Here is a 7,056-nt window from a genome sequence, read left to right on the forward strand (position 1 = left end):
GGCGGCGCTCGGGCGCCGCCGCTATTCTGAACTGCTGATCAGGGCCGATCGCGGGCTCGTGATCTGGGCGCCTGGGCCGCCAGTGTGACTCAGGGTGCTACCCGCGGTTGAGCTGTGGCTGTGGTTCAACCCTGCTTGACGCCCTGGTTCTTCATCGCTTCGAGGCCGCCAAGGTTGAGCGAGGAGAGCGCGGATTTCAGGATGTTCATGTCCAGGCCTTCACCATTTCCGCTCAGCTTCACCGAGAAGCGATCGCCCAGAATGATGCCGAATTCGCCGTTGTTGCCGTTGTTGTCCCACCGTTCGTTGATCAGGCGGCCGTCCTGCTTGTAGGTCTTTTCGTAGCCGTAGTCGGTCTGCTTGTCCGATTCGACATTGGCGAACCCGGCCAGCGCCATGATGCCCTTGGCACCGCCCATGTCGGTAACTTCCAGTTGAAGGCGGTTTTCGTTGGCATCCCGATAGGTGGCGCGCCCGGTGCTCACCTGGACGCCCATCGCACCACTGCGCTCCACTGAAATCGATTCACGCTTGAAGCCCGCCAGTTTTTCCGGAAGGAACTGCTTGATCGCATCCGGCGGAAGGGCTTCGACCTGGTCGCCGCCCCCCAGCATGGCACCGAGCATCGCGCCGGCAGCCTCGGCCTGCGCGTTGGCATCACCACTGCGCTTGGCAGCTTCGATCTTCTTGCTCTGCTTCTCCAGCTGCTGGCCCATGGCGGCAAACTTGCCAAGCGTGCTATCGGTATCGATCGTCACGTTGCTGCTGCTGTTGCCGTAGTTGATCGCCCCTGCCGTGGTTCCGGCGGCGGTAATGCCACCCACGACCATGCCGACCACGATGCTGAGGACGAATCCGATGATGATCGTGACGATCGTGTAACCCACCGACTTCTCCTGCGGGCAACGCATGGTGTGCGGAAGGCCGAGATAGAGCAGGTAGATGCCATAGGCTGCGCCGGCGAGGACAACCAGCCAGCCGATCCACGGAATCACCGTTGCAACGCTGGCGATCCAGCTTGCGGTATAGGTATAGGCCGCAGCCTTGAGCGCCTGGGTCTGGTTTTTCTCGCCACCGAAACTGGGCGCCAGTGCATTGATGATCATGGCCACCAGATAAACCACGACCAGGGTGAGGCCATAGGCGACGAGCATGCCGAAGATGCCGCTGACAAACGGTGTACGCACGGTCACGCCGAACATGGTGTAGCCGATCACGCTGCCCTTGATAAAGCCGAATACGGCTGGAATCGCGGCCAGGATGAGAATGTAGTTCTTGTACAGGCCGGCTACCGTTTCCGCTTCTGCGGCGATGACGGGCCATTCGGTTTTTGGCGTCAGAAGTATGCCTTTGACGCGAGCAATGAGCTTTGAAAAATCCATGGTGTCTCCCCCATTCAGGTGATAGGTATTGCTTCGCAGCAGGTGGAACAGTAAATCATTCCACGTCGATGTGTCAGGCAGGGTAGTCCGTTGCCCCTCCGCCAGCCTGTGAGCCGGTCGAGGCGACCATTGTGACGCGCTTGGCACATTCTGTGCTGCTAAACTAGTTGGCTGTCGCAATTTTCCGGAGTGTCAGCACATGTCGTCCAGCGATCAAGCAACGCAATCCCGCGTGCAGGCCAATGCGGAAAACCGCTATCGGATAGGCCCCGGCGACCTGCCGCTGAGCTGTCCGATGCCTGCAATGACACTGTGGAACTCGCATCCGAAGGTGTATTTGCCGATCGAGGAGCAGGGCGGATCAGCGAAATGCCCGTATTGCGGTGCCGAATTCACTCTCGAAGGCTGAGTGTGCATGCAGGTCTGAACCCATAACCCTCGCCGAGGCTTTTTTGTCCGATCAAGGTTCCAATGTGACACAACAGCGCCTTTGCGTGGTCCAGTTGGTACCCGCGCTGGAGTCTGGTGGTGCCGAGCGTTCAGCGCTCGAGATCGGTCACGCGCTGGTCAAGGCAGGGCACAGGTCGATCGTCATATCTGCAGGTGGGCGCCTGGTTGACCGGCTCGAATCCGAAGGCAGTGAACACGTCGAGCTTGCGATCGGGAAGAAGTCGCTGAAGACGCTGACCCTGGTGCCGAAGCTTCGCGCGATCATTGCCGATGCGCGTGCCGATATCGTGCATGCACGCTCGCGGCTTCCGGCGTGGCTGGGTTGGCATGCGCTGCGCGGACTCGATCCGCCGCGTCCCCATTTCGTCACGACCGTGCATGGACTTAACTCGCCGGGCTGGTACAGCAGCATCATGGCGCGCGGCGACCGCATCATCTGTGTTTCCAACCTGGTTCGCGATCATGTTCTGCGGCACTACAAGGGCACCAATCCTTCACGTCTGGTTCTGATACCACGCGGCGTCGATGCCGCGGAATTTCCATTTGGCCATCAACCGGACGATGAATGGCGGGCTCGATTTTTCGAGCAGTATCCGCAACTGGATGGTGCGCCGCTGCTGACACTTCCCGCGCGCGGTACGCGGCTGAAAGGCCACTCCGACGCCATCGAGCTACTGGCTGACCTCAAGGTCCGTGGGGTCGATGCGCGCCTTCTGCTGCTGGGTGCACGTGAGCCAGGCCGTGAAGCCTATGTAGCAGAGCTCGAAGCGCTGGCCCGCAATTTCAACATCGAGGAGCAGGTGGTGATTTCCCCTCCTCGTTCGGATGTGCGTGATGTGATGGCGGTGTCGACCCTGATCCTGCAATTGAGCACGCAGCGGGAATCATTTGGACGCACGGTTATCGAGGCACTGTCACTTTGCCGGCCGGTACTTGGTTACGCTCATGGCGGAGTCGGTGAACTGTTGACGGATCTGTACCCTACCGGTCGCGTTCCTCCGGGTGATCGCGGTCGATTGGCCGAGCGCGCGGCCGAGCTGATGCGTGCCGCACCGGCCATCCAGCCGCTGACACGCTACCGTCTGGCCGACATGCAGGAAGCGACGCTCCAGTTGTACACCGAATTGGCCAGCGAGCCCCGGCGCAGGCGCAGCGATCGATGATGCTGGCCAGGCGGGTGGGACGCAGCGAAGCCGCCGCCTTGCTGGTCGTGCTCAGTGTCCTGGTGCTGTTGCCGATTGGCAGAACGTCCGAGCTTGGCATCGTGATCGGAGCCGTGGTTGGACTGGTGCTGCTCCTGAGACATCGTTTCTCCCCGCTCGCGGACCCCGGGTTGCGACTCGTGCTTTTGCTTTTCGCCGGCTACTGGCTGCCGATCCTGTTGTCCGGATTCGTTTCCGTGGTGCCGCAGAAGACCTGGATGACGGCACTCGAGACGCTGCGATTTCTTCCGTTCGCGCTGTTCGTCGCCTGGGCCTTGCGCCGTTCGTCATCTTGGCCGCCGTTCATGCTGGCCATCGCCGCTGTAGCGACCTTGTGGCTCATTGATGCATGGGTGCAGTTCCTCAGCGGCAATAGCCTCGGGGGCGCGCCCGAGCTGGAGCGCCTGGCCGGAATATTTGGTGCCGACAACCTGAAGCTGGGACCGGTGCTCGTGGTGCTCTCGCCGTTTGTATTGCTGGTGGCTCGTGAACGTGCCGGTCGGGTCGGTTTGTTGCTGGCCTATGTGTTGGTGCTGGTGCCGGTGCTATTGGCCGGTTCACGTGCGGCGTGGCTCTCCTACGCGCTGGTCAGCGTGGTCTTCGCATGGCGCGAGACGAAGAGCCTGCGACGATTCCTCCCCTTGCTGCTCGGCATCGTGCTGGGCATTGCCCTCAGTGTCGGCAGTGTCTGGAAGGCGTCTGAAGGATTTGATGCGCGCATGGAGCGCAGCCTGCTGGTGTTGCAGGGAACCGAGCACGCATTCGATGAAGCGTCTGCCGGACGCGTGCGCATTTGGAGTGCTGCCATTGCGATGTTCCAGGCGCATCCGCTGGCTGGCGTCGGCGTGCGCGGATTCCGTCATGCCTATGCCGACTACAGCGAAGCAGGTGATCCGTTCGTCGACCCGGTTAGCCGAATCGGTGCCTCGCACGCGCATCAGATCGTGCTCGAAATACTCAGTGAAACAGGTTTGCTCGGACTGCTGTTGTGGCTGGGCGCATTGACGCTTGCATTGCGCGCCTGGTGGCAGGCGGACGCCACGCAGCGCGCACGTGCGTTTGCGCCAGGCCTGGCCTTGGTCGCAATGTGTTTTCCATTGAATACCCACTTCGCCTTCTACTCGGCGTGGTGGGGACTATTGTTCTGGTGGTTGCTGGCCATCTACTGTGCCGCGCTCGCTGTTCCCGCGCAGAAGACTCAAGGCGAAGCCGCCGACGACGGTCGCCGCCAGGATCAGAACCGCCCATAGCAGCCAGCGCTTCCAGCCCTGCGCATCCTTTCGCACCACTGGTTTCTCAATGGCACTTTGACCGGCACTCGTGCGCATCGCGCCAAGTTCTGCCGATGGCGGTTGCCACGATGCCTGTTCACGCAGCTTTGCAATTGCAGTCCCCATCGGGTACTCGGGATGGCGCGCCACCGCACTGCCGACGGCCAGCACATAGGGGCCTTCCCCTTCCGCAAGAAAAACGACGCGCTGCGCGCGGTAGCGCACATCGATCTGCGGTGGGGCGGACAAGGGTGTCGCCGAGTCGATGCGCAACTCGCGGACACGGGCACCTGGCGACAGCAGCATCTCGGGAGATTCGATCAGGTCTTCGCCACGCCGCAATCGATAGGCGACGGTCTGGCCTCGCGAGTTCCAGCGCGTGCTGCCGTCGTTTGCGTCCATGGCCGCCAGTACCTGTACGCGGGCGAGCGCATTTTCTTCTGACAGGCTGATTCGGAGATGGCTGACCGGAAGTCTGGCGGGAAGCACGTACCGGTACTGAACTTCGTTCGATATGGAATCATTGACGGTAGAGAGATGCGTGGCACGGGCCTGCTGCAACGGTAACGGCTTGCCTCGCACGTGGTATTTGCCACTGACCGTAGCTTGCAGTCCGACCAGCTCCACGCCATCGTCCAGGCGAGTCAGCAGGAAGTAGGGAAATTTTCCAGGTTGCAGCCTGATGTCGCGTCGTTCGATCCGGGTGCCATCCTGTTCGAGTGCAACGACCGTGGCGCTGTTCGCGGAATTCATCCAGTGCTCGAGATCGCTGCTGCCGGCGACGTTGAAACGGGCCACGACGTCCGACGTCGGTGACGTCCAGTCGAGCGTAATTGTATCGACCCCGAAATTCAGCGCGCTCGCATCGAGCAGCCATTCGCTGCGTGACTTTCGCACGCCTCTTGCACGCACCTCGACAGGTCGCGGATCGCGCGTCCGGTTGTCCCCCTGGCTGCGCCAGGTGTTGCGTTGATTCGGAACAAGGGTGACCGGCAGATTGAGCAACGGCAGCAAGGCTTCATTGTCCACGGCCGTTGTCGGCACGATCTCGTCCCAGGTGCCTAGCGGCACCGGGTTTCCCGCTGCGTTGAAGATTGCGATATCGCGCAGTTGTTCGTCTTGCGACCAGCGATAGACATCGCCATCCAGCTCGATCAGCCAGGCAGATTCATTGCCATGGGTCTCGATCGGGAACACGGCAGCGTAGTCTGCAGCCGTATCGGCTGCGACACTCTGGGTGGCGATCAGAAGGAAGGCCGCCAGCCGTTTCATGCGGCGACCTCCCGCTCCGCCGTTTTCGGAGGCGCTGGCGCGAGATAGCCAACCAGGGTGCACAACAGTCCGTAGGCGATGAACGAAGCGATGCCAAACAGGTTGCCAAGATGCTGTCGATCGATAAGCAGCAGCTTCAGAAGGACGACCGCCATCAGCAGTGCACTGGCCAGCCACAGCGGCCGGTTGCCGCGCCGCGAGCCAATTACCCAGCCGGCGACGCCGAGAATGCTCCAGACGACGGCCAGGCTGGTTTGCGAGAGGCTGGCTCGAAGTAGGATGTCATTCCACGGGATATCACCCAGATGATGGACGGCACGCAAGGTGGCTGAGGTGATCAGTACGAACCCGGCGATCGCGAGCAGGCTGGGTCGATGCGCGCGAATGCCACTGGCTACATCCGGGTCACGCAATGCAGCGGCGAATAGAGCAAGCGCGGCCAGTTGGAACAGTTCGAGTGGATTGAGGATGGGCAGGTAGGGCAGTGGCTCGCTGTCTCCGGACAGAAGCACGCTGCTGGCGAGCGCGCCGCCGAGAACCAGGGCTAGCGAACCAAGCAGCATGCCGCGATAGCGCGGGAACGCCGCGGTCAATGGTGGCGCGATCCAGCCGGATCGGAACAAGGCCAGTGCGAACAGTCCCAGCAACGGCAGGGCGGCCATGGCCAACTGCCAGCCACCGCCAAGATCGGCATCGCTACCCGCCTCGCTGAGGGCCAGAGCGGAAGCAAGGGTCCAGGCCCAGAACCAGCCGAGATGGGCAGTCGACTGGGCAGCAGAAGCGTTATTGCGAAGGCAGGCCAGGCTGCGCCAGCCCGTCGCGGCAAAGACTGCAAAGGCAATGAGGTTCCAGCCGGCAAAGACCTTGCCATCCATGGCCATCAACAGGCTCAGCGGCAATATCAGCCAGAAAAGGACGCCCGTGGTCATGGCCAGCGCCTGGCGCTGCCAGAAACGAGCGCCTTCAGCGCCCAGCCAGGCAGTGGCTGCGAACAGGACGAGTACTGCGGCGATCTCCCTGCCACCTGGCACGTGGCGGTCGATCTCGAAAAACCATGCGCCGAACCACCATGCCAGGGCCCAGAAGTACAACGGCAGGATCAGTGCATTCGACGCTTCGGCGCGATGATAGAGCCAGGCGCAGGCAAGTCCGGCGAGACAGATCAGCATGGCACCGGCGAAGTGTCCGTTTGCGACTGGCAACGTGTCGCTCGGATGCCATGTGAACGCCAGCACGAACGCGCCCGCCGCCAGCAATTGCAGGGCGAGACCGATCCAGCGTGGCAGGCGACGCTGCTGACGCAGACCAAGCCAGACCAGGGCGGCGCCCTCCAGGGCAAAGATGCATCCGGTCGTGCGCGCCGACAGTGCCAGCGGCACGGCCAGTGTCGAGAAGCCGAGTGCGAGCACCGCGAACGATTCGCCGAGTACGCGCAATCCGGCCCGACGAATCAGCCAGGTGGCAAGCACGAGATAGACA

The 7,056-nt window shown here is 62.0% G+C and carries 6 protein-coding genes; 3 read left to right on the forward strand and 3 right to left on the reverse strand.

Annotation, left to right across the window (positions count from 1 at the left end; genetic code table 11):
- Window positions 1–125: 125 nt before the first annotated feature.
- Window positions 126–1,382 (reverse strand): Yip1 family protein, encoded by a 1,257-nt coding sequence (locus WBP53_RS08750; RefSeq protein ID WP_423927978.1) that lies wholly within the window; start codon window positions 1,380–1,382, stop codon window positions 126–128.
- Window positions 1,383–1,581: 199 nt separating this feature from the next.
- Here WBP53_RS08750 and WBP53_RS08755 point away from each other — a divergent pair, with 199 nt between their 5' ends.
- The 3 genes from WBP53_RS08755 to WBP53_RS08765 all read left to right on the forward strand — a co-directional run bounded on the left by WBP53_RS08755 (window position 1,582) and on the right by WBP53_RS08765 (window position 4,284).
- The gene (locus WBP53_RS08755; RefSeq protein ID WP_423927980.1) at window positions 1,582–1,791 is read left to right on the forward strand and encodes a zinc-finger domain-containing protein; all 210 of its coding nucleotides are present in this window, start codon (window positions 1,582–1,584) and stop codon (window positions 1,789–1,791) included.
- A gap of 64 nt (window positions 1,792–1,855) precedes the next feature.
- Window positions 1,856–2,995: a glycosyltransferase gene (locus WBP53_RS08760; RefSeq protein WP_423927982.1), complete on the forward strand. Its 1,140-nt coding sequence runs from the start codon at window positions 1,856–1,858 to the stop codon at window positions 2,993–2,995.
- Complete coding sequence (locus tag WBP53_RS08765; RefSeq protein WP_423927984.1) at window positions 2,992–4,284, forward strand: O-antigen ligase family protein; 1,293 nt, start codon at window positions 2,992–2,994, stop codon at window positions 4,282–4,284. Before WBP53_RS08760 ends, WBP53_RS08765 begins: the two co-directional genes overlap by 4 nt.
- Here WBP53_RS08765 and WBP53_RS08770 read toward each other — a convergent pair.
- Together WBP53_RS08770 and WBP53_RS08775 are read right to left on the reverse strand one after the other, a co-directional pair.
- On the reverse strand, window positions 4,171–5,577 hold the full coding sequence (locus WBP53_RS08770; RefSeq protein WP_423927986.1) for a DUF3999 family protein: 1,407 nt from the start codon (window positions 5,575–5,577) through the stop codon (window positions 4,171–4,173). The genes WBP53_RS08765 and WBP53_RS08770 overlap by 114 nt on opposite strands.
- Window positions 5,574–7,056: DUF2339 domain-containing protein (locus WBP53_RS08775; protein ID WP_423927988.1), on the reverse strand; the 1,483-nt coding region annotated here is incomplete at its 5' end. The genes WBP53_RS08775 and WBP53_RS08770, both read right to left, overlap by 4 nt.

The organism is Dokdonella sp. (assembly GCF_049593775.1).
GTDB lineage: Bacteria > Pseudomonadota > Gammaproteobacteria > Xanthomonadales > Rhodanobacteraceae > Dokdonella.